Source organism: Frankia sp. BMG5.60 (assembly GCF_059428125.1).
On record NZ_CM182091.1, the window covers coordinates 4167972 to 4191051 of the forward strand.

Annotated in this window: 13 protein-coding genes and 1 pseudogene; 8 read left to right on the plus strand and 6 right to left on the minus strand. The window is 72.9% G+C overall.

Annotated elements, in window-relative coordinates; all coding sequences use genetic code 11:
- Positions 1–309: 309 nt before the first annotated feature.
- From AC5R91_RS16980 to AC5R91_RS16995, 4 genes are all read left to right on the plus strand, one after another.
- Positions 310–1743 (plus strand): sensor histidine kinase, encoded by a 1434-nt coding sequence (locus AC5R91_RS16980; protein WP_495392333.1) that lies wholly within the window; start codon positions 310–312, stop codon positions 1741–1743.
- Positions 1740–2546: a response regulator gene (locus AC5R91_RS16985; protein ID WP_495392334.1), complete on the plus strand. Its 807-nt coding sequence runs from the start codon at positions 1740–1742 to the stop codon at positions 2544–2546. The genes AC5R91_RS16980 and AC5R91_RS16985 overlap by 4 nt, the downstream gene beginning before the upstream one ends.
- A gap of 92 nt (positions 2547–2638) precedes the next feature.
- Positions 2639–3322: a hypothetical protein gene (locus AC5R91_RS16990; RefSeq protein ID WP_495392335.1), complete on the plus strand. Its 684-nt coding sequence runs from the start codon at positions 2639–2641 to the stop codon at positions 3320–3322.
- A 593-nt stretch (positions 3323–3915) separates the two neighbouring features.
- Positions 3916–6246, plus strand: coding sequence for an Hsp70 family protein (locus tag AC5R91_RS16995; protein ID WP_495392336.1), 2331 nt, complete (start codon positions 3916–3918; stop codon positions 6244–6246).
- Between the two features lie 79 nt (positions 6247–6325).
- On the opposite strand, the gene AC5R91_RS17000 is transcribed toward AC5R91_RS16995, so the two are convergent.
- From AC5R91_RS17000 to AC5R91_RS17010, 3 genes are all read right to left on the minus strand, one after another.
- Positions 6326–7072, minus strand: a complete 747-nt coding sequence (locus tag AC5R91_RS17000; RefSeq protein WP_495392337.1) for a dienelactone hydrolase family protein — start codon at positions 7070–7072, stop codon at positions 6326–6328.
- 258 nt (positions 7073–7330) lie between these two features.
- Complete coding sequence (locus tag AC5R91_RS17005; RefSeq protein WP_495392338.1) at positions 7331–7768, minus strand: hypothetical protein; 438 nt, start codon at positions 7766–7768, stop codon at positions 7331–7333.
- Positions 7769–8177: 409 nt separating this feature from the next.
- Positions 8178–9527, minus strand: a complete 1350-nt coding sequence (locus tag AC5R91_RS17010) for a phosphorothioated DNA-binding restriction endonuclease family protein (protein ID WP_495392339.1) — start codon at positions 9525–9527, stop codon at positions 8178–8180.
- Between the two features lie 233 nt (positions 9528–9760).
- Between AC5R91_RS17010 and AC5R91_RS17015 the strand changes: the two are divergent.
- Both AC5R91_RS17015 and AC5R91_RS17020 read left to right on the plus strand, forming a co-directional pair.
- Positions 9761–10447: pseudogene (locus AC5R91_RS17015) on the plus strand (response regulator transcription factor); the annotation flags it as partial.
- A gap of 323 nt (positions 10448–10770) precedes the next feature.
- Positions 10771–12786 (plus strand): sensor histidine kinase, encoded by a 2016-nt coding sequence (locus AC5R91_RS17020; RefSeq protein WP_495392340.1) that lies wholly within the window; start codon positions 10771–10773, stop codon positions 12784–12786.
- 593 nt (positions 12787–13379) lie between these two features.
- Here AC5R91_RS17020 and ltrA read toward each other — a convergent pair.
- Entirely contained in the window at positions 13380–14633 is a 1254-nt protein-coding gene (gene ltrA, locus AC5R91_RS17025) for a group II intron reverse transcriptase/maturase (protein ID WP_495392341.1), read from the minus strand.
- Between the two features lie 666 nt (positions 14634–15299).
- Between ltrA and AC5R91_RS17030 the strand changes: the two genes are divergently transcribed.
- Complete coding sequence (locus AC5R91_RS17030; protein WP_495392342.1) at positions 15300–17486, plus strand: ArnT family glycosyltransferase; 2187 nt, start codon at positions 15300–15302, stop codon at positions 17484–17486.
- A gap of 72 nt (positions 17487–17558) precedes the next feature.
- Here AC5R91_RS17030 and AC5R91_RS17035 read toward each other — a convergent pair whose 3' ends face one another.
- Positions 17559–17789 (minus strand): DUF433 domain-containing protein, encoded by a 231-nt coding sequence (locus AC5R91_RS17035; protein WP_495392343.1) that lies wholly within the window; start codon positions 17787–17789, stop codon positions 17559–17561.
- A gap of 197 nt (positions 17790–17986) precedes the next feature.
- Here AC5R91_RS17035 and AC5R91_RS17040 point away from each other — a divergent pair, with 197 nt between their 5' ends.
- The gene (locus tag AC5R91_RS17040) at positions 17987–19408 is read left to right on the plus strand and encodes a bifunctional glycosyltransferase family 2/GtrA family protein (protein WP_495392344.1); all 1422 of its coding nucleotides are present in this window, start codon (positions 17987–17989) and stop codon (positions 19406–19408) included.
- 140 nt (positions 19409–19548) lie between these two features.
- Here AC5R91_RS17040 and AC5R91_RS17045 read toward each other — a convergent pair whose 3' ends face one another.
- Positions 19549–23037, minus strand: a complete 3489-nt coding sequence (locus AC5R91_RS17045) for a pyruvate carboxylase (protein WP_495392345.1) — start codon at positions 23035–23037, stop codon at positions 19549–19551.
- Between the last annotated feature and the right edge of the window lie 43 nt (positions 23038–23080).

Sequence of the window (23080 nt, forward strand, 5' to 3'; positions counted from 1 at the left end):
CCCCGGACCGGGCGGGACCGGATCCGGACCGGGGCCGGGCGGGACCGGATCCGGTCCCGGGCCGGGTGGCACCGGGTCGGGGACGGGGGTCGGCGGGACGGGGTCCGGCGGCGTCGGAAGCGGGCCAGGGCCGGGCGGCGGCAGGACCGCCGTGCCCCCTTCCGCGCGCTGGCCCGGCCCCGGAGCGGGGATGAGGCAGATGGTGTCCATCTCGTGGCGGTGCCCACGCGACGCCCGGCGCACACCGCACACGACCGATCGGACGCGGGGGGTGGCCGCGCCACCGCTCGATCACTACCGTTGCAACGTATGACCGGGTTGGACGGATCCGCGGGTCCGCCCTGGGCCGTCGTCCACCGCACCGAGCAGCGCATGTCGCGGATGGTCGGGTATGCGCGGGCCGCCTGCGCGACGTTCGTGGTCATCCCGCTGTTCGGGTGGGACCGGCTGCGTCACCCCTGGCTCGCCGTGCTGATCGTGGCCGCCGCCGCCGGCGAGGCGAGCTGGTTCGCCTGGCGGGCGTGGCACGGGCCGGACCGGCTGTCCCGGCGGCTGGTGCTCACCGACGTCACCTTCTGCGTGGCGCTGATGCTGGTCGGCTCCCGCGCGGCGCAGCCGCACGAGCGCAACAAGCTGATGACCGAGCTGGTGCCGTTCAGCCTGGTGGCCTCGGCCGGCGTGGGGTTCGGCCTGGGGCTCGGGCTGCTCGCGGTGGCCGCGGTGGTGATCCTGATGACGGCGTGGAGCCTGGCGGTGCTGCCGGACGTCTCCCTCAAGCTCGGCTCGGACCTGCTGGGCTTCGCGCTGTGGTATGTGGTCGCGATGCTCATCGCTCGGGAGCTGCGGACGCTGTCCGGGGCGACCGCGGCCGCCCAGGATGCGGCCAGGGTCGCCGGCCGGCTCGCCGTGGAGCAGGAACGGGAGGCCGAGAGCCTGCGCCAGCGCGAGATCACCCACCGGGAGATCCACGACTACCTGCTGCCCATCGTCGACCACGTCGCCGGCGGCGGCATGCCCTCGCCCGCGTTGGTCCGGGAGGCCCGCCGCGGGGCGCAGCGGGCCCGACGGATCATCATGGACCCGCGCGGGCTGGACCCGCGGGTCCTCGACGGCGACAGCGACAGCGACAGCGACAGCGACGGCGACGGCGACGGCGACGGCGACGGCGACGGCGGCCGGACGTCCGAGCCGGGCGAGACCGGGCTCGAGGCGATGATGTCGGCGGTCGTCGACGTGTTCGCCGACGAGGGCCTCGCGCTCGTCCCCTTCGTGGCGATCCAGGGCGAGCCGCCCGCGCCGGTGCGCGAGGCGCTGGTCGCCGCGACCCGGGAGGCACTGCGCAACGTCGTGCGGCATGCCGGCGGGGTGGACGAGGTCAGCCTGTTCGTCGAGGGCGACGCCGACGCGGTTCTCGTGGTCGTCCGCGACCGGGGCGTCGGGTTCGACCCGGCGACTGTCCGTCCGGGCGGCGGGATGAGCGGCAGCTACCAGGCCGTGCGCCGGCACGGCGGGCAGGCGCTCGTCACCGCCCGACCGGGCGACGGCGTCAAAGTGACGCTGCGCTGGCCGGCCCCGCCCACGCCACCCGACGGCGCCGCACCATCCCGCGCGCCCGACGGCGGGGCACCGCCCTCCTCGCCCGACGGCGGTGCATCGTCCTCCTCGCCCGATGGTGGGACGTCCTCCTCCCCGTCCGGTGACGACGCGCCGTCCTCGGCGCCCGGGCAGACAGGCCCGCGGTGAGCGCCGAGCGCCGGCCGATCTCGGTGGCAATCATCGACGACCATCCGATCGCCACCGAGTCGCTGGCCGCCCGCTTCGCCGGCGCCGGGTTCTCGGTTCTCGCGCCGGCCCCGAGCCTGGAGGCGTTCGACCGCAGCGCCGCGCCCGGCGTCGTCGTCTGCGACCTGCATCTGCCCGGGATCTCCGGCGCTGCGGCCGTGGCCGACCTCTATGCCCGCGGCCTGCCCGTCCTGACGACGTCCGGGGTCGCGACGCCCGACGAGGTGCTCGACGCGATCGCCGCGCAGGCCCGCGGGTTCGTCGACAAGACGGCGCCGGCGCAGCAGTTCGTGGCCGCGGTGACCGCCGTCGCCGCGGGCGGATACCACGTCTCCGCCCGCCTCGCCGGCTTCCTGCTGGAGGACGCGCAGCGGCGGCCGCTGTCGCGCGGCGAGATCGGCGCCGACGAACGCAACCTGCTGCGCGGCCTCGCCCAGGGGGATCATCTCGACGAGCTGTGCGCCGAGTGGGGGCTCGCGGCGCCCGACGCGCACGGCCTCCTCGCCCGGATCTTCGACGCCGCCCGCCGCCGGCGCCGCCTGCACCGGCCCTCGCCGCGGGAGGCCGAGGTGATGGTCCTCGTCGGGTGCCGGGGGCTGTCCCACAAGGAGGCGGCCCGGGCGATGAACGTCAAGGCCAGCGTCGTCGCCGACTACCTGCGCACGGTGCGGGCCAAGTACATCGCGAGTCATCCCGACGCCCCGCCGACGATCCCCCCGAGCGCCGCCGCCGCGATCTGGGCCCGCGAGCTCGGCTTCGACTGAGCGCCACCTCCCCCCGCTCGAACCGTCCGATTCCCGCCCGAACCGTCCGATCCGCGCCCGAACCGTTAGATCCCCGCCCGCCCCCGGTTTTCGTGGGATTGCCCGACGTCTCCTGCGCCCACACCCTCGTCAGGATGGGGGGCGGCGGCGAGGAGGGGGACCGGACGCGGGCGGATCGACTGCGTGCGGTGTTCCTCGCCTCCTTCCTCGACGCGGCGGCGCTGCCGCCCGGCATGTGCCGGATCAGGCCGCCCGACGCCGCGGCCCCGTCGTCCGGCGGCCGGACGGTGCACCAGGGCCAGGCCATCTGGCTGGGCGCGCCCGACGCGGAGCTCTACCGGCTCGACGACACGCGCTGGCTGCTGCCGAGCCCGCGCCGGGCAGGCGAGCTCGCCCGGGAGCTGCTCGGACCGCCGACCACCGCGCCGCTCGCAGGTGCGACGGACGACCCACTCCGTGCGCGCGGGGGCGACGACCCGGCGGTGGCCGGGGTGGGTGGCGCTGGGCCGAGTACCGGCGGGAGGGGCTCGGGACAGGTCCGGCTGCACGTCGTCCGCGACACCCCGGGCGACGGCCACGTGAGCGTTCTCCAGTCCGGGCCCGTGGTGGCGCGGCTCCAGGCCGTCCCTGGCGAGGGTTCGGCGCTGCCAGCCGGCCTCGCCGCCGACCTCGGACGGCTGGTCGCGCGCCAGATCTCGGCGCTGGACGGCGCGGCTCTGGATCTGCGCCGGCCTGCCTGGCACCCCGCCCGGTGGATTTCCCGACCGGGCCGTTGACGACGGGGGAAAATCCGCGGAGAAACCAGCCTTCGACGGCTTGCGCCGGCGTTTTTCCCCCGATGAATCGGGGATGGCGGGCGCCGTCGGCATCCCGCACGATGGGTTCAGGGACCACGCCGGTGCGACGGGTCAGGCCAGTTCGTCGGGGGGACGAGACGGCCGGGTGCCGAATCGGGGGCGCACCGGCGTGGTTCCGCGGGCTGCCGGCCTTTTCGGGGGAGGCCGGCAGCCCGCCGCTCGTTCCCCGCCCCAGTCGCCCCGCACCCAGTCGCCCCGCACCCAGTCGCCGCGTCCCAGTCGCCCCGGCCCCGCACCCAGTCGCCCCGGCCCGCACCCAGTCGTCGCGTCCCGCACCCAGTCGCCGCGTCCCGCGCCCAGTCGCCGCGTCCCGGTTCACCGCGCCGCCGCCGGCACCCGACCGGCCGCGGCCGGGCCACCCGGCGCCCGACGGCCCACGACCCAGCGCAACCACGGGCGGCGACCGCATACGGACGGTCGGTCCCGTTATCCTGCCGTTTGACGAGGGTGTCGACGGTGCTCCGGTCGGCGCCGCTACGATCTGCCCACCGGAATCGAGGACAGGGGGTGCCGTGGGCGAGCCGATCCTCGCGATCGACTACGGTACCTGCAGTGCCCGGGCGGCTCTTGCCGTCGAAGGCCGCATCGAACCGGTCCGGGAACCCGCCAGCGGCTCGGTGAGCTGGCCGGCGTCGGTGTTCGCCGACGGGGGCAACCTGATCGTCGGTACCCTCGCCGAACGCCGCAAGCGGATCTGGCCCGCCGCCTACCGCGGCGAGATCAAGCGCGACCTGGCCCGCGACGGCGCCGTCCCCCTGGACGGCCGCGGTTACCCCGCGCACGTGCTGGTCACCGCCGTGCTCGGCGCCCTGAAGGCGGAGGCTGAGCAGCAGCTCGGCGGGCAGTCGCTGACCCGGGCCGTCGTCACCGTGCCGGCGAGCTACGACCCGGCCGGCCCGCTGCGCAGGATGATGATCTCGGCGGCGGAGGCCGCCGGCTTCGTCGACGTGGACCTGCTCGCCGAGCCGGTCGCCGCGGCCTGGTCGCCGCTGGTCGGCGCCGAGCCGGAGCCCGGTTCGCTGATGCTCGTCTACGACCTCGGCGGCGGGACGTTCGAGGGGGCGCTGGTCTCGGTCGGCGAGAGCGGCCGGCACGAGATGATCGCGCACGCGGCGCTGCACGACTGCGGCGGGCGTGACCTCGACCAGATCCTCTACGACGAGATCCTCGGCCTCTACGGCCCGGGGCTGGAGCCGCTGCTCAACCCGCCGGGCCCCGGCGACATGTACCAGACCACGGCCAGCCGTACCCGCCACGAGCTGCTCGACTTCGCCCGCGCGGTCAAGCACCAGCTCACCGACATCGCCGTCGTCGAGGACGTGTTCAGCCCGGCCGGCCTGCTGGTCAGCATGCAGCGCGACCGGTTCACCCAGCTCGCCTCGCCGACCCTGGCCCGCACGATGGCCTGCTGCCAGCACCTGCTGGAAAGCGCCGGGTACGGGCCGGACAAGCTCGGGGGGGTGCTCCTCGTCGGCGGCAGCTCACGCATCCCGGTGGTCACCGACGTCCTGGAGGGGCGGCTCGGGGTCGGTACCGACTGGCCCGGTCAGCAGTTGTTCTCCTCGGTCGACCCGGAGCTCGCCGTGGTGCTCGGTGCGGCGGCCTGGGCGTCGTCGGTGTCGACCCGGCGGACTACCGCCGCGCGGCCGAACCCCGTGGAGCAGCCGGCCCGCTGGGACATCCCCGGTGGGCGGGCGACGATGGTCCGCTGGCTGGTCGAACCGGGCGAACGTTTCGACGCGGGCGCCGTGCTGGCCCGCGTCCGGCTGACCGACGGCTCCCTGTTCGACCTGGCCGTCGAGGGGCCGGGCAGCCTGGTCCACACCCACGCCGAGCCGGGCACGCCGGTCCGCGACGCCGACTGGCTCGCGACCACCCTGCCCTCGGGGCCGGCGCCGCTGGGGTCGGCGGGCGCCGCGGACCTGCGCGGCTTCGAGCGCAGCAGCCGCCCGTCGCTGCGCGTGGAGGTCACCGCGCGGGCCACGCTCAAGGGCCACGAACGCGACGTCACCTCCGCCGCCTTCTCCCCCGACGGCGCGCTGCTCGCCACCACCAGCAAGGACGGCACCCGGTTGTGGGACGTGGCGACCGGCCGCACGTCGCTGACTCTGAGCGGGCGCAAGAGCCTGGTCGTGCACGGCTGCGCGTTCTCCCCCGACGGCAAGCTGCTGGCCACTACCGGCAGCGACAAGACCGCCCGGATCTGGGACGTCGCCTCCGGCCGGCAGACGGTGACGCTGACCGGGCACCGGGGGCCCGTCTACGGCTGCGCGTTCTCCCCCGACGGCAGTCTGCTGGCGACGACCGGCACCGACCGCACCGTGCGGCTGTGGGGCTCGTCGACCGGCAAGAACATCGCCACCCTCAACGGGCACCGCGGCACCGTCTACGGCTGCGCGTTCTCCCCGGACGGCCGGCTGCTGGTCTCCGCGGGCGCCGAGTCCACGCTGCTGTGGGACGTCTCCGTCGGGGAGGCCCTCATGAACCTGCCGGGACACACGAACTTCGCCGGCGGCTGCGCGTTCTCCCCCGACGGCAGCCTGCTGGCGACCGCCGGCAACGAGGGCACCCGGCTGACCGACGCGGGCAGCGGCAGCACCGTCGCGACCCTGCCCGGCTCGGCCCAGAGCTGCGCCTTCTCCCCCGACGGGCGGCTACTGGCGACGGCGAGCACCGACGACACGGCCCTGCTGTGGGACGTCTCGACCGGCGCGGCGATCGCCACCCTCACCGGGCACAGCAGCACCGTGATGAGCTGCGCCTTCGCCCCGTTCGGCCTGCTGCTCGCCACGACCAGCACGGACATGACCGCCCGCCTCTGGGACATCATCTACACGCCGTAACCGGTGCTCCTCCCCGGCCCGGCCCGCGCGACCAGGTGGCGGCGTGGGCCGGGCGGGGCGGTGAGCGGGGCGGTGGGCGTCAGCCGGTGGGCAGCTCCCGGGCGAACAGCGCCGTGACCTTCTCCCAGTGCCGCTGTTCGGCCGCGGCGTCGTGGCTGGGGTTGTCCGCGACGGCGAAGCCGTGGGCGGCGGTGTAGTGCTCCAGCTCGTAGCGGGCGCCGGCCTTGTCCAGCGCCGTGGTGAGCAGCTCCTGCTGCTCCGGCGTGCAGGACTGGTCGTTGGCCGCGACACCGAAGTAGAGCGCCGCGCTGATGTCGTCCGCCCGCAGGTGCGGGCTGGTCGGCTCCTCTGTGGCGATGCCACCGCCGTGGATGGACGCGGCGGCCGCGACCCGGTCCGGGATCGCGCCGGCCACGGTGAAGGCCATCAGCCCGCCCCGGCAGTAGCCGACGGTGCCGACCTTGTCGGCCCGCACGTCGGACCGGGCGTCGAGCACCGCGAGCAGCGCCGCGGTGTCCTGAACGACCAACTCCGGGGCCGCCTTGCCCATCACGGCCATCAACTCGGCGCGTAGATCAGGATCGGACCACACCTTGCCCACGTCGAACGAGATCTTGCCGGATCGGTAGAAAAAGTTCACCAGCGCCACCGCGTAGCCGCGCGAGGCGAACTGGGCGGCCATGTCGTGCATGACCGGGCGGACGCCACCGGCGTCCGGATAGAAGATGACGACCGGCGGCGTCGTGCCCCCGCCGTCGTCGGGGGTGTGCAGGTACACGTCCATCACACCGTCGGCCGTGCGTACATCGAGTTCGGTAACGGGCACTCGGTTCGCCTCCCGCTGGTACCGTCCCGGCCTCGTGCCGGGCGCAGCCATGCGGCAAGCAGCATCCTCCATGCCGCGCCGAGAGGATAAAGACGGCCCCCGCGGCTGCGGTGGGCGCCCGCGCCACCACGTCAGGCGACCGACTCGGCGCAGACTTGTCCGAGATGCGCGACGTCAGGAGTCGCAGCCCCGGCGCGGGAGTGGTCCCCGCGCAGGGTCAAGCGGCGGGACGCGGCGGAGACGTCGGAGCCGGAAGGCTCAGGCGGGACGCGCGGAGTCCGCTGCGGCGGCGGGGTCCGTCGCGTCCGCGGGCGGGCACTCCAGGCCAAAGTCGTCGAGCACGGCGGTCGGCGCGACGCCGCAGCCCACTTCGTAGGTGCCGAGCTGGACAAGCTTCCAGCCGCCGTCGGTGCGGTGCAGCACGCCCTCCGCCCGGTCGAGGTCCTCGACCGTCGGGTGCAGCTCGGTGTACGCCCAGCTCGGGTCGCTGCTCGCGAGGCGGGTGCCGGCGACCTCGTAGTCCTTCGCCGGAACCTGCGCCGTGTACGGGCTGGTGCGCACCGCCTTGTCGATGGCGTCGGCATCGCGCGCGGAGGGGGCGACGGTCTCGGCGGCGGCGTCGCGGACGGGCGCCACGACCACGCCGGTGCTCGCGGTGGCGGCAGTGGACCCGGTACAGGCGAAGGCAGTTCCCACCGTGACAACTCCCGCGGTGACCAGAGTGGCTGTGGGCAGTACCACCCGACGCGCCACGCGAGGGCGCACGCCGTGGCGGGCGGACTGAGGACGACGGTGTCGAGCCATGCGGAGCACGTACCCAGTTTGCGCGGGTGAACCCCCCCTTGGGGTGCAGTTCCCTGGTCGTCCTCACGACAGATCACAGCGTGCTCCCCAGGGGTACCCACCGTCACCTGGGTGACAGCCGTGTGACGTCGGGATCGTCACCGCGAGACGCCGCCGACACCGTCGTAGACCGGTCCGCCGACTGGTGGCACGGTCGGGCCCCGCGACCTACCGGACAGCGCCATTGGTCAGGTCGGACTGGCCTAGGACGTTCGGGTGATGCGCGCGTACCCTCGCCAGCGGTCAGGCCCGGAGATGACGGTTAGTTGATCGTCCAGGTCGGGGTCGATCCGGCGTCGGATCCCCATACCACCGAAACGTCTGCAGCGGAGCACAGGTCTAGGAGGTCGGGACGCGGCTTCGTGGGCACCAGGAGGACCATGCGGGGCTGTGGTTCAAAAAAGCGGCGGTAGTCGATGAGCTGACCGATGGCCATACGAACGGCCTCCCGCGTGACGGTGCCTTTGGCTTCGATGAGCTCGCCAGTCGTCTCGTCGTAGAGATCGGTGAACAGGGGACGAAGCTCGTTGGGGGGCAGGATTTGCTTTCGACACACCTCATGACCGAGAGACCGAAGATGCTCGCTGTAGGCGCCGACGAGCGCGGCTTCCCGCCGGAAGGCGGTGGTTGGCTCAGCCGGAGAGGTCATTGCGTACTGTTCAGCGTTCGACACCTCCACCGGGACGGAGGTGACCCTGCTGATCGCCGTGGGAGTCTCCGGGAGGTCTGCATCGATCGACTGCACCAGCCCCTGCGGACGTAGCCGAAACATGATGACTGTCCGCAGCGGCCCACCGTTGGTTTCTGGCGCTTCGCTCGTGTACCACGGGCGATCGGGATCGATCTCGAACGCCCCGAGATACTCAACACCATCCCGCACGACGCGAAAGAGACGAAGGGTGCGGCCGTCCCTCCGGTGACCTAGGATGGCCAGATTCCCTTGCACCATCCGCTGATCACCGAGCTGCCCTTCCCCGGTGTAGTGGAAACATCCGTCGTCGCCCCACCCATCGAAGTAGCCGTGCGACCTCCCCCGTACCGGGTCCGTGAAGAGCAGCACATTGGGAGTGACGCGGGACGGGCCAATTCCGCCCTGCCGTCGACCGCCATACTGCGCGTGGACATCACGACGGACCACCACAACCCCCGGCTGGATCTCCCAGAAGCCAGTGCCCGGGTATGCGGGGCCTACCGCCTGGCCAAGGAGACGGTGCAGCGCCGCCGCGAACTGTTCACGGTTGCGCTCGTCTCGCAGCAGTTCAAAGGCGGGCGCGGAGAGCCCAAACTCAGGATCCTCCCGATCCAGCCACCGGCGTGGCTGCGAGCTGTGTGCCGCAGGCGCTGCTGAGCTGGCGCGGATCTCCCAGAGCGGGGAATGCCTCAGCGCCACCACGGGATACTCGGGTGCTACTCGTCCACGGTTCTCGACCCCGCCCGCGACCAGCGCAGCCGCCAGGTCGTCGCGGACTTCCGACCAGCGACGGAGCCGCACTCCATCCGCGATGCGCTCCACCGCCCACAGCAGCGTCAACGACTGGTGCGGCAGCGGGACGCCCCGAGACGATGCGCTCCGGAGCATCGTCAAACCGCTTAAAGCGTCATCTAGATGCACTGGGCAACGATACGGTCACTCTGTCCGATTTGCACGAGATCTCAGGGAAAGCTCGTCGCGGCCAAACGGCTGGCAGCCGCGGCCACCGGGGGTAAGGTCGGCGCTCCCGCCGCCCGCTGGGTCTGGGCCGGGGTGCTGCACCTACCGATCCAACCGCGTCGTCTCGACCGCTCACAGGAAGTTCACAGGGGAGTCTCAGGCTACGGCTAGGCATTCGGGAGAAGCTGTCCCCTATGCAACCGGTGCGGGTACTCGTGGTGGACGACGAGACGACGCTGGCGGAGCTGCTGTCGATGGCGCTGCGCTACGAGGGGTGGGAGGTGCGCAGCGCCGGTGACGGGCGCGGCGCGCTGCGGCTCGCGCGCGAGTTCCGGCCCGATGCGGTGGTGCTCGACATCATGCTGCCCGACATGGACGGGCTGGAGGTGCTGCGGCGGCTGCGGGCCGAGAGCCCGGACGTCCCCGTGCTGTTCCTGACCGCGCGCGACGCCGTCGAGGATCGGGTGGCCGGGCTCACCGCCGGCGGTGACGACTACGTGACGAAGCCGTTCAGCCTGGAGGAGCTCGTTGCCCGGCTGCGCGGGCTGATGCGCCGCGCGGCGCGGACCACCGAGGCGCTGCAGGGGGCGCGGCTCGTCGTCGGCGACCTGACCATGGACGAGGAGAGCCGCGAGGTGGCGCGCGGCGGCGTCCCGGTGCACCTGACCGCCACCGAGTTCGAGCTGCTGCGCTTCTTCATGCGCAACCCGCGCCGGGTGCTCAGCAAGGCGCAGATCCTCGACCGGGTCTGGAACTACGACTTCGGCGGGCAGGCGAACGTCGTCGAGCTGTACGTCTCCTATCTGCGCAAGAAGATCGACGCCGGCCGCCCGCCGATGATTCACACGATGCGGGGCGCCGGCTACGTGCTGCGTCCGGCCGAGTACGACCATCCCGCCCGGTCGAATGGCGCCTCGGCCACCCCGGCGCCTGCGCCGACACGTGACGGCGCGTTCGGCCTGGCCGGCGGGTCCGCGGCGGCAGTGGCGCCCGGGTCGACCGGCGCCGGCTCGGGCGGGCCCATGGGCTCGGCCACGACTTCGGCCACGTCGGCCACGTCGGCCGCAGCCGCCGCGCCGCGGTCGCGCGCGGACTACGGCTCGGCGGCGCAGTTCGGGCCGGGGCTGGGTGGCGCCGGGGCCGCCCGGCCGGACCAGAGCAGGCCGGGCGGGGGCCTGCGCCGCGCCCGGCGGAGCTGATCGACGTGGCCGCCGCCGCACGGCATACCGCCCCGGGCGCCGTCCAGGCCGAGCCATCCCGGCGTGGTGGTCCCGGGCGTCGCCGTACGGGCCACGGCTGGCCGGTCGCCCCGTCCCGCTGGTCGTTGCGGACACGGCTGCTCGCCCTGCTCATGGTGCTGCTCGCGACGGTGTCGCTGGCGATCGTGTTCGTCACCGCGGTGGCGTTGCGCGGCGTCCTACTCGACCAGCTCGACCGCCGGCTGCACGACGCGAGCGGCCGGTGGGAACGTGCCCCGTCGCGGTTCTTCGACACCCCCCCGCTGCAGCAGCTCCCCGGCGACGGATCGGGCACACTTCCCGCGCCGGGCTACGGCTCGGGTTCGGGCTCGGGCTACGGCTTGGGTTCAGGCTCGGGGTCGGGGTCGGGCTCTGGGGCGGGCTACGGCGCGGGCTCGGGGTCGGGCACGACGACCGCCTGGCGGCCTTCCATCACAACGGCGACCACCAGCGCCGCCTTGGCCTCCGCGACGACCACGGCCAGCACGATCCGCGCCACGACCAGCTCGACGACGTCCGCGGCGCAGACGCTGTACGGCGTGAGCGGCGGCACCCTGCTCAGCCGCTTCTTCACCGGGCCGGTCGAACCCGGCACGCTGGCCGCGGTCATCGACGACTCCGGCATCTACGGCGCCTACATCGGCACGGCCGACTCCCCGCAGGTGCTCTCCGCCAGTCAGGCCGCCGCCGTCGCGGCCGTCCCGCGCGACAACGGAACGCACACTCGCGGTCTCGCGGACGCCGGCGACTACCGGCTGCTCAGCCGCACCCAGGCGGACGGCACCACCGTCGTCACCGGCCTGCCGATGAAGCAGGTCAACGCGACCCTGACGAAGATGGCCGCCATCGCCGGCGCGGTCGCCCTGGCGGGGGTGGCCGCGGCGGCGCTCGCCGGCACGGTGATCGTCCGGGTGACCCTGCGCCCGCTGCGCCGGGTCGCGGCGACCGCGTCCCGCGTCGCGGAGATCCCGCTCGACCGGGGCGAGGTGGCGCTGTCGATCCGCGTGCCGGATGTCGACACCGACCCGGGAACCGAGGTCGGCCAGGTGGGCTCGGCGCTCAACCGGATGCTCGGCCACATCGGGGCGGCCCTGGCGGCCCGGCATGCCAGCGAGACGCGGATGCGGCAGTTCCTCGCCGACGTCAGCCACGAGCTGCGCACCCCGCTCGCCGCGATCAGCGGCTACGCGGAGCTCACCCGGCGCACCCGCGAACCCGTCCCACCCGACGTCACCTACGCGATGAGCCGGGTCGAGTCGGAGAGCGCGCGGATGACGGCCCTGGTCTCGGACCTGCTGCTGCTCGCGCGGCTCGACTCCGGACGGCCGTTGGAGCACGAGCCGGTGGACATCTCCCGGATGGTCGTCGACGCCGTCAGCGACGCGCACGTCGCCGCCCCCGACCACCGCTTCGCGCTCGACCTGCCCGAGGAGCCGGTCACCGTCACCGGCGACGCGGCCCGGCTGCACCAGGTGCTCGCGAACCTGCTGGCCAACGCCCGCGCCCACACCCCGCCGGGTACCCGGGTGACGGCCAGCCTGGCCGTCACCGACGACGAGGTCATCGTCGCCATCGTGGACGACGGCCCCGGCATCCCTCCCGACCTGCTGCCCGAGGTCTTCGAGCGCTTCGCCCGCGGGGACAGCTCCCGATCCCGGGCCGCGGGCAGCACCGGGCTCGGCCTCGCCATCGTCGCCGCCGTCGTCGAGGCCCACCACGGCCGGGTGGAGGCGACCAGCCAACCCGGGCGCACGGCCTTCGTCGTCGCGCTGCCGCGCTGGTCGGCCGCGGTCTCGACGCAGGGCGAGCCGGCGACCCCGACCACCACGATCCCGACCACCACGACCCCGATCCCGACCACCACGACCCCGATCCCGACCACCACGACCCCGGTCCTGACCGCACTGCCGGGACCGTCGCCGGCAGCACCACCCGCACCGACGGCGGCGGCCGGCCTCATCGGGCCGACACGCCGCGCCTGAGCACGTCTCAACCGCGCCGGCGGCGCCGGAGCAAGGACCGGGCCCGGAACCGGAGCAAGAACCGGGATCGGCGGCCGGGACGGGCCGCCTGGACCGGGATCGGCGGCCGGGGCCGCGGCACCGCGAGGGTCCCCAGCCGAGCTTCACAGGTTGCGCACAGGCGGAACACAAGGACCCAAAAGGTCGCTGGCCCAGGGTGATCCCTATGTCGCCCACACTCACCGACCCGATCCCGCGCGACGGGGGTCGGCGCGCTCAGGGACACCGTCGCCGGCTGCCGTGGAGCAGGACGGAGCCCGCCGCGCCGGCGGGCCCCGCTGCGCCGACAGACCCCGCTGTGCCGGCGGACCACGACGCGCCCACCGTCCTCGGGCCCGCCGCCGAAGGCGCCGCACCGCCCGTCGCCGCCGAGCCGGACCCACGTTGGGTCCGCCCGGCGCTGATCGTCCTGCTGGTCGGCACAGGCGTGCTTTACCTGTGGGACCTGAGCGCCTCGGGCTGGGCGCCGGGTGGCCCGGGGGGATCTCACCCCCGGGCTCCCACAGAACGGAGCATGACGATCTCTCGTCACTCCGCTCTTCTCACCTGATCCGTCAGAAATCGGGCATCCACGCCCAATGGGCGAACAGCCGGGGCTGCCTTCGCAGGAGCCCGTTCCACCATCGCTTGGCGCGCTTGAACGCCCTCAACCGTTGGAACTTCCGCCGCGCCCACCGCACCAGGTAGGTGTTGATGCGTCGCAGAAGAACATACATCTCGGTCCGGTAGAATCTGCCGTAGTAGTTCATCCAGCCACGGATGACAGGGTTCATCCACACGGCGATTTCCCCGATGTCCGAGGTGGTACGCAGGTGCAGCCGCCAGCGCCTGACAGTACGGCCCTTGTCTTTCAGGGCCTCCCCGCTCATCGCCGGCAGGAACGCGGTGAACATGCTCCCGCCGTCCTTCGTCGGGGCCTTCCGGGGGCGGAACGTATAGCCCAGGAACGTGAACGACGTCTGTTCATGGTTCTGACGCCGTTTCCGATCCTTGCAGTACACTATTCGCGTCTTGTCGGGATGCACTCGCAGCCCGACACTGGCCAACCTTTCGGTCAGTTCCCCCAGCAGCTGCCTGGCCTGCCGCTCGGTCGCGCAGTGCGCCACAACGTCGTCCGCGAACCTCTCGAACGGGACAGCCGGATACTCCCGGACCATCCACAGGTCCAACGCATAGTGCAAGAACAGATTAGCGAGCACGGGTGACACGGCCGATCCCTGGGGAGTACCGCGATCCCGTTCCACCAGCCTGCCATCGGGCATCCGGATCGGCGCTTTCAGCCACCGCTCCACATACAACACCACCCACTTTTGATCGGTGTTGGCCTTCACCGCCTTGACCACCAGATCATGATCAACCGAATCGAAGAAGCTCTGGATGTCAAGATCGATCACCCAGTTCTTCTCCCAGCACCGCTGGCGGCACTTCTCCACCGCCATCAGCGGCGACCGCCCTGGCCGGTACCCGTACGAGTCCTCATGAAAGATCGACTCGGTACGGGGTTCCAGGTGCCGGGCCACCACTGTCTGTGCGATTCTGTCGGCGACGGTGGGAACACCTAGCATCCTTGTCCCTCCGCCGTGCGGTTTTGGTATCTCGACCGCCCGAACCGGAGGCGGAAAGTAGGTCCCCGAGGACATCCTGTTCCAAATTCGGTACAGGTTGTTCTTCAGATCCTTCTCGAAGTCCTCGACGGACCACCCGTCCACCCCGGCGGCACCCTTGTTGTCCCTGACGTTCTCGTACGCCTCCCACACCAGTCGCTTCGATATATCGAACGGTTTACTTTCCGGATCCAACTTGCCCACTCGTGTCCTCCCAGAAGAATATTCTGGTTGCTCGTCCTCCCGGAGGGAGCCCCTCCGGTTGCTCGTGTGCGCAAACCACAGGTGAGCCGACCCCTTCGCTCCGCTCCCATTACAGAAGCTTCATCACTACTACGAGTCGGTCCGCCAGCGCGCATCGCATCGGTACTCAACGCCTCACGGTTCCCGCCGCTCGACGCACTCCCTCTCGGAGCCACCGTCATCTTTGCCCGGTGGACCCTGTATCGACGCGCGCCTTCTCACGTTCCGTACAGGAGCAGCAGACCAGAATCCCGCCGCCTGCATGCCGGACGCCACCTGGCCAATAGACGGGCACCCGCCAGGCTCATCCCGGAGTCGCATTGACACCCCGGTTTCGACGCCGTTTCCTAAATCTCGACACGTCATCAGCGGTTCACTCACGTTCGGCTTTCTGGTCCCCATCTGACGGCTCTTACACCGCCTTTTCCTCGACGCTCACCACGACAGTCGTCAACTAACGCAGCTCAAGGTGATTTGACATCTCCCCCCGCAGGGCGACGCCGGAGGGCCACAATCCTCCATCTCCTGCACAGCATCACATCGAGTAGTCGCTACCTACCGACCGACTCCTCTCCGTGTTCGTGACGCAACAACGCCTTCTACTCGGCCGCGGTCCAGGCGGGCTCGGTGAGCTGGAAGGCGTTCTTCTACGGCTCCTCGGACGCCGGCAACTCGATCACCGTCGACAAGCCACCGGCCTCCCTGTGGGTGATGGCGCTGTCGGCGCGCATCTTCGGGTTGAACTCGTGGAGCCTGCTCGTCCCGCAGGCGCTGATGGGTGTGGGCACCGTCGGGCTGCTCTACGCGACGGTGCGCCGCCAGGTCTCCGCCGGGGCGGGGCTGCTCGCCGGCGCGGTGCTCGCACTCACCCCGGTGGCGGCGCTGATGTTCCGGTTCAACAACCCGGACGCGCTGCTGGTCCTCCTGCTCGTCGCCGGCGCGTACGCGACGCTGCGCGCGGTGGAGCAGGCCAGCACCCGCTGGATGGTGCTGGCCGGCGTCTTCGTCAGCTTCGCGTTCCTGACGAAGCTGCTGCAGGCGCTGGTCGTGGTGCCGATCTTCGCGCTGGTCTACCTGGCCTGCGCGCCGACGTCGTTCTGGCGCCGGGTCCGCCAGACGCTGGCCGGCGGCCTCGGGCTGCTGATCCCCGCCGGGCTGTTCATCGCGATCGTGGAGCTGGTCCCCGACTCGTCACGGCCGTACATCGGCGGCTCCCAGCACAACAGCCTGCTGGAGCTCACCCTCGGTTACAACGGGCTCGGCCGGCTCACCGGCAACGAGACCGGTAGCGTCGGCGGCGGTGGAGCCGGCGGCCGCCGCCTCGGCCTGCTCCAGAACGGCGCGGCCGCGGCGCTGCCGGGCGGCGGCACCGGCACGGGCGCCGGCGGTGCGGCCGGGCTGGCGAACGGCGCCGCCGGCGGGATGCCGTTCCCGGGTGGTGGTGGCCCCGGCGGCGGCCGCGGCGGCGGCATGTGGGGCTCGACCGGCTGGACCCGGATGTTCGGCTCGGAGGTCGGCGGTCAGATCTCCTGGCTGCTGCCGGCCGCGCTGATCCTGCTGGTCGCCGGGCTGTGGATCACGCGACGGGCGCCGCGCACCGACCGGCTGCGGGCCGCGTTCGCCCTCTGGGGCGGCTGGTTGCTCGTGACCGGGATCATCTTCAGCCAGATGAAGGGCATCTTCCACGCCTACTACACGGTGGCCTTGGCCCCGGCGGTCGGCGCCCTGGTGGGCATGGGAGCCGTCCTGCTGTGGCGGCACCGGCATCACCCCGCCGCCGCGCTGGCCGGCGCGGCGACGATCGCCGCGACCACCGCCTGGTCGTGGACCCTGCTGCACCGCACCGCCGACTGGCACCCGTGGATCCGCTACGCCGTGCTGGTCGCGGGCATCATCGCCACGCTCGGCTTCCTCGCCACCGTCCGGCTGCCCCGCCGGGCCTCCATCGGGGTCGCCGCGGTGGCCCTCGTCGCCGGCCTGCTCGGTCCGGGCGCGTACGCGGTGGCCACCGCCGGAACGCCGCACACCGGCTCGATCCCCTCGGCCGGCCCGGCCGGCGCCGGCTTCGGCGGCCCGGGCGGCCCGGGCGGCTTCATGCGCCGCCTGAACGGCCAGCCGGGCGGCACAGGCCGCAACCAGGCAGGCGGCGCCTTCCCGGGCGGCGGCCAGACCGGCACCCTCCCAGGCGGCGGCCAGGGCACCTTCCCGGGCGGTGGCCAGACCGGCGGAATCCCGGGCGGCGGCCAGGGCGGCTTCCCCGGCGGCGGCCAGACCGGCGGATTCCCCGGATTCCCCGGCGGCACGACCGGCGGCGCCGGCGGCACGACCGGCGGCGGCACCGGCAACGGCGCGACGGGCAGCCCGGGCACCACCCAGGGCCGGGGCGGCATGCGCGGCGGCATGGGCGGCCTGCTCGACGCCGCGAAGCCCAGCGACGCCATCGTGAAGCTGTTCAAGCAGAACGCCGACTCCTACACCTGGGTCGCGGCGGCGGTGGGCTCGAACAGCGCCGCCGGCTACCAGCTCGCGACCCGCGAACCGGTCATGCCGATCGGTGGCTTCAACGGCAGCGACCCGTCGCCGACCCTGGCGCAGTTCAAGAAGTACGTGACCGAAGGAAAGATTCACTACTTCATCGGTGGCGGCGGCTTCGGCCAGGCCAACGGCGGCAGCAACTCCTCGCAGGAGATCGCCACCTGGATCACGGAGAACTTCACCGAGAAGACGGTCGGCGGGGTCACCCTCTACGACCTGACCGCCCCCAAGGCGAGCACCAGCACCTCGGCCACCAACACCACCGCTCGCACCACCTGATCCACCGCGATCGTCAGGCCGGCCGTGTGCTCCGGGTCCTTCCCCAGGCCCGGAGCACACGGCCGCCGCAACTCACTGCGGAGAACGGATGGGTAGCTCTCGCTCGCTGACGGCCGCTGCCGCGTAGGCGAGCGCGGCCAGGACATCGGCTCGTTCAAGGTAGGGATAGTCGGCAAGGGCCTCGTCGACGGATCTACCGGCAGCAAGCTGCCCGACGACGGCACTGACCGTCACACGTAGATCCCGAACGCACGGAAGACCGCCCATGCGTTCGGGATCGACGGTGATGCGTTCGAAGGCCACACGATCATTATCAGGTGGGCGAAGTGGACTCGACCGCGCTGTGCGGTGTCCGAGTGTGGGCGATCGAGGGCCTCAGATCGTCGTGAGAGGGACCCTCGCCCGCAAGTCTCTGCGCTCGGGGCGCGACCTGGAGTCTCACAGGCGGCGCACAGCATGGGCACACGGGCGGCACAGCTCGCCGACCGAGGGTGAGGAGCATGACGACGTGGATGCCTTCCTCGGCGACCGGAACCGGTGCCCCCGCGCAGCGCGTTCCCGTGGAGCAGACGCCCGCCAGCACGGCAGTGGAGGACGACGGCCGACCGCTCCCGGTGCTCGATGTCGTCATCCCGGTCTACAACGAGGAGGACGACCTCGGCCCCTGCGTGCGCCGGCTGCACGCGCACCTGCGGGACACGTTCCCCTATCCGTTCCAGCTCACGATCGCCGACAACGCCAGCACCGACGGCACCCTCGGGATCGCGCTGGCGCTGGAGGAGGAGCTGCCCGGGGTGCGCACGGTGCACCTCGACGCGAAGGGACGCGGCCGGGCGCTGCACACCGCCTGGGCGATGTCGCCCGCGCCGGTGCTCGCCTACATGGACGTCGATCTGTCCACCGACCTCGCCGCGCTGCTGCCGCTGGTCGCGCCGCTCATCAGCGGGCATTCGGACCTTGCGATCGGTACCCGGCTCGCCCGTACCTCCCGGGTGGTGCGCGGGCCGCGCCGGGAGGTGATCTCCCGCTGCTACAACCTGATCCTGCGCGGGACGCTCGCCGCTCGGTTCTCCGACGCGCAGTGCGGTTTCAAGGCGATCCGCGCCGACGCCGCCGCGGCGCTGCTGCCCCTGGTGGAGGACACCGGCTGGTTCTTCGACACCGAGCTGCTCGTCCTCGCCGAACGGGCCGGGATGCGCATCCACGAGGTGCCCGTCGACTGGATCGACGATCCGGACAGCCGGGTCGACGTGCTCGCCACGGCGATCGCGGACCTCAAGGGGGTCGTCCGGCTGTTGCGGGCGCTGGGCACCGGGGCGCTGCCGCTGGCCGAGCTGCGCCGGGAGTTCGGCCGCGGCCCGCTGACCGCGATGGCCGGCCTCGGTGTGGGCGTAGGCGGCGGCACGGATGGTCGCGGCGGCGGTGTGGATGGCGGCGGTGTGGACGGTAGCCGTGTGGACGGTAGCGGCGGGGCGGCGGTGGGAGGGGTGCAGGTGCCGGGAGTGCCGCGGGGGCTGCCGGGTCAGCTCGTCCGCTTCGCCGTCATCGGCGTGGCCAGCACGCTGGCCTACCTGGTGTTGTTCGTCCTGCTGCGGACGGCCACCGGCGCGCAGGCGGCGAACCTGTTGGCGCTGCTCATCACGGCGGTGGCGAACACGGCGGCGAACCGGCGGCTCACCTTCGGGCTCTCCGGTGCGGCCCAGGCCGGCCGCCACCACCTGCAGGGCCTGGTGGTGTTCGCCATCGGGCTGGGGCTGACCAGCGGCTCACTCGCGACGTTGCATGCGGCGAGCGACCATCCCGGCCGCGGCCTGGAGGTGACGGTCCTCGTGTTGGCGAACCTGCTGTCCACCGTCATCCGGTTCCTGCTGCTGCGCGCCTGGGTGTTCCGCCCGCGCCCGGCGACGCCCGGGGCCCCCTGAGGCTGAGGTCCGGGCGCAACCGACCAAAGGCCCCCCACGGGCCGCACGACCCGCAGGATTCGACCCGCAGGATTCGACCCGCAGGGCCCGCCGCCGGGATCGCGCGGCGGGCCATGCGCGTGCGAAGTCGAGCCCGTCGGTCAGGGGCGGACGACGAGCAGCAGGTCGCCGACCTCGACGGAGTCGCCGTTGGCGCGGACGAGCTCGCCGACGGTGCCGGCCACGGGGCTGGTGACGGCGGCCTCCATCTTCATCGCCTCGACCACCGCGAGCTTCTGGCCCGGGGTGACGGTGTCCCCGGCGGCGACGGTGAAGGTGACGATGCCGGGCAGCCCGGCGCCGATCTGGTTCGCGTCGGCCGGGTCGGCGCGCCGCGCCGAGGCCGTCGTCGCCGTGATGGAGTTGTCGCGGACCCGGACCGGCCGGGGCTGGCCGTTGACCCGCAGGTAGAGGGTCCGCATCGCGGCGTCGTCCGGCTCGGACAGCGTCTCCAGCTCGATGATGATCTCGACGCCGGGCTCCAGCGTGACGGCCACCGGCGCGCCCGGCCGCAGCCCGTACAGGTAGGGCTCGGTCGGGACCAGCGAGGAGTCGCCGTAGCTGTCGGCGGCGGCCAGGTAGTCCTTCCACGGGCCGGGGAACAGCAGCCGGGACAGCGCCGCGCGGCGCCGGGCGCCGGGGACGGCGAGCTCGGCGGCGTCGGCGGGGTCGAGGTCGGCGGACGGCGCCGCCGGGTGGCGGCCGGCCAGCGCCCGCTCCCGGAACGGCTCGGCGAACCCGGCCGGCGGCGTGCCGAGCTCCCCGGCGAGGTAGCCCAGCACGCTCGCGGGCAGGTCGAAGCGCTCCGGATGCTCCCGCAGCGTGGCGACGTCCACCCCGCCGCCGACGAGGAACAGCGCCAGATCGCCGACGACCTTGCTGGTCGGCGTCACCTTGATCGGCTTGCCGAGCAGCTCGTTGGCGACCGCGTACGCCTCCTGCACGGCCGGCCAGCGTTCCCCGAGCCCCAGCGCGATCGCCTGCTGGCGCAGGTTGGTGAGCTGCCCGCCGGGGATCTCGTGCCGGTACACCGCCCCGGTCGGCGCCCGCAGCCCTGCCTCGAACGGCGCGTACAGGTCGCGGACCGCCTCCCAGTAGGCCTCCATCGACGACAGCGCCGACAGCGCGATCCCCGTCGCCCGCGGGGTGTGGTCGGTCGCGGCGACCAGCGCCGACATGTTCACCTGGCTGGTGCCGCCGGACATCGGCGCGGCGGCGGCGTCGACGGCGTCCACCCCGGCCGCGGAGGCGGCGAGCAGGGTGGCGAGCTGGCCGCCGGCGGTGTCGTGGGTGTGCAGGTGGACGGGCAGGTCGAACCGCTCGCGCAGGGCGGTGACCAGCGTGGCCGCCGCGGCGGGGCGCAGCAGCCCGGCCATGTCCTTGATCGCCAGCACGTGCACGCCGGCCGCGACGAGCTGGTCGGCGAGACGCAGGTAGTAGTCGAGGGTGTAGATCTGCTCGCCGGGGTCGGACAGGTCGCCGGTGTAGCACAGGGTGCCCTCGGCGATCGCCGTGCCGGTCTGCAGGACCGCCTCGATCGCCGGGCGCATCTGTTCCATGTCGTTGAGCGCGTCGAAGATCCGGAAGATGTCGACGCCGGTCGCGGCGGCCTCGGCGACGAACGCCCGCACCACGTCGTCCGGGTACGGCGTGTAACCGACCGCGTTGCGGCCGCGCAGCAGCATCTGCAGGCACTGGTTCGGCGCGGTGGACCGCAGCGCCGCGAGCCGCTCCCACGGGTCCTCGGCCAGGAAGCGCAGCGCCACGTCGTACGTCGCCCCGCCCCACGCCTCCAGGCTGAGCAGGTTCGGCGTCAGGGCGGCGAACGACGGCGCCGCCGCGAGGATGTCGAAACTGCGCAGCCGGGTGGCCAGCAGCGACTGGTGGGCGTCACGCAGGGTGGTGTCGGTGACGGCCAGCGCCTCCTGGGCGCGCAGCCGCGCCGCCCAGCCGGCGGGGCCGAGCTCGGTGAGCAGCTGCCGCGAGCCGGCGGGCACCGCGACGCCGGTGAGGCCCGCGCCGGACAGCCCCTGACCACTGCCGCCACCAGTGCCGGTGCCGAGGCAGGCGGGCGAGCCGGGGCCGATCGCCACCCCCTGGCCGTCGGGCAGCAGCGGCAGCTCGGGCAGCCGGATGCGCGGGTCGACCAGGGCGTGCGCCGGTCGCCGGAACCCGTTGACGGTGCTCTCGGCGAGGCGGGCGAGCGTCCGGCTGGTCTGGTCGGTGCCCCGGCCGGGCAGAAGCAGCTCCGGACGCTCGTCGATGAACGACGTCGTCACCCCGCCGGCGAGGAAGTCGGGGTCGGTGAGCACCCGCCCCAGGAAGTCGATGTTGGTCCGGACGCCGCGGACCCGGAACTCGTTCAGCGCCCGGCGCGCGCGGCGGGCCGCCTTCTCCAGCGTGCTGCCCCGCGCGGTCAGCTTCACCAGCAGCGAGTCGAAGTAGGGGCTGACCTCGGCGCCGGCGTAGGTCGCGCCATCGAGGCGGACGCCGGGGCCGCCCGGGGACTGGTAGAAGCTGATCGTCCCGGTGTCGGGCCGGAAGCCGTCCGCCGGGTCCTCCGTGGTGACCCGGCACTGGATCGCGGTGCCGCGCAGCGCGATCTGCTCCTGGCCGAGGTTGAGGTCGGCGAGGCTCTCCCCGTCGGCGATGCGCAGCTGGGCCGCGACCAGGTCGACGCCGGTGACCTCCTCGGTGACCGTGTGCTCGACCTGGATGCGCGGGTTCATCTCCATGAACGTGTACTGGCCGTCGGCGCCGAGGAGGAACTCGACGGTGCCGGCGTTGACGTAGCCGACGTGCCGGGCGAAGCGGACCGCGTCCGCGCAGATGCTCGCCCGGATCGCCTCGTCCAGCATCGGCGCCGGGGCGATCTCGACGACCTTCTGGTGGCGGCGCTGCACCGAGCAGTCCCGCTCGTACAGGTGGATGATGTTGCCGTAGGAGTCGGCGAAGACCTGCACCTCGATGTGGCGGGGACGATCGACCGCCTGCTCCAGGAACACGGTCCCGTCGCCGAACGCCGCCGCGGCCTCCCGGGAGGCGCTGGCCACCGCGTCGGCGAGGTCCGCCGCCCGCTCCACCCGGCGCAGGCCCCGCCCGCCGCCGCCTGCCGAGGCCTTCACGAACAGCGGGAACCCGACCTCCTCGGCCGCCTGCGCCGCGCCCTGCCCGTCCGGCAGCGGCGTCGACGCGCGCAGCACCGGCAGCCCGGCCGCCATCGCCGCGTTGCGCGCGGCGACCTTGTCCCCCGTCAGCCGCAGCACCGCCGGCGGCGGCCCGACGAAGGTCACCCCCGCCGCCGCGCACGCCTCGGCCAGCACCGCCGACTCCGACAGGAAGCCGTAGCCGGGGTGCAGCGCGTCCGCCTCCGCCTGCTTGGCCACCGTGAGCAGCGCGTCGATGTCGAGGTAGCCCCGCACCGGATGGCCCGGCCCGCCGAGCTCGTAGGCTTCGGACGCCTTCGTCCGGTGCAGCGCGGAGACGTCCTCCGGGGTGTAGACCGCGACGGTGCGCAGCCCCAGTTCCTGGGCGGCTCGGAAGACGCGGACGGCTATCTCACTGCGGTTTGCGACCAGAACCTTACGCACGCGCGCCTCCTCGGACGGGGTGCGCATCATTGTGAGGGGCCGA